Origin of the sequence: Falsiroseomonas oryzae (assembly GCF_027856955.1) — a bacterium.
GTDB classification, from domain to species: Bacteria; Pseudomonadota; Alphaproteobacteria; order Acetobacterales; family Acetobacteraceae; genus Falsiroseomonas; species Falsiroseomonas oryzae.
This window is the reverse complement of the sequence record NZ_JAPSMD010000954.1, coordinates 1-691: the sequence shown is the minus strand read 5'-3', so window position 1 is coordinate 691 and position 691 is coordinate 1. Positions and strand designations below refer to the sequence as shown.

At 75.7% G+C, this 691-nt stretch carries 2 protein-coding genes; both read left to right on the top strand.

Going from position 1 to position 691, the window contains the following annotated elements; translation table 11 throughout:
• Positions 1-318, top strand: a 318-nt coding sequence (locus tag OZN99_RS32925) for a hypothetical protein (protein ID WP_270939375.1), incomplete at its 5' end; no start/stop codon positions are given.
• Positions 319-352: 34 nt separating this feature from the next.
• The coding region (locus OZN99_RS32920) for a general stress protein (RefSeq protein ID WP_408612002.1) at positions 353-691 on the top strand (339 nt) is incomplete at its 3' end.

The following is a 691-nucleotide window of genomic DNA, read 5'->3' as shown; positions in this document are numbered from 1 at the left end:
GCCACCGGCACCACAACTCCGGGCGCCACCGGCACCACTACCCCCGGGACCGGCGCGCAGGGCGGCGGCCAGTCCACCGCGCCGCCGGCCGCGACCACCCAGCACACCGAGCCGCGCACCGGCGCCGCCCCGGTGCCGGGCGCCAATTCCTTCACCGAGGGCCAGGCGCGCGCGCGGATGACCGATGCGGGCTTCACCGACGTGCAGGGCCTGCGTCTCGACGACCAGGGCGTCTGGCGCGGTCGCGCCACCCGCAACGGCCAGCAGACCGGCGTGGCGCTCGACTACCAGGGCAACGTCGTCGCCACCGGCCAGTAGGCCGGCCGACGCCAACCGATTTCAGGAGACCATCATGGCCACACGCAGCATTGCCCGGCTCTACGACAGTTCCGACCACGCCCGCGCGGCGGTGCGGGACCTCGAAGCGGCCGGCTTCGCCCATGACGACATCAGCTACATGGCCGGGCAGGGTGCCACCGGCACCGACACGACGACGGACACCACCACGACGCGCCGTGCGGGTACGGGCGCCGAAACCGGTGCGGCCACCGGCGCCACGCTGGGCACCGTGATCGGCGGCGGCGCCGGGCTGCTTGCCGGGCTCGGTGCCCTGGCCATTCCGGGCGTTGGCCCGGTGGTGGCGGCCGGCTGGCTCATCGCGACGCTGACCGGCGCAGGCGCCGGCGCGGCG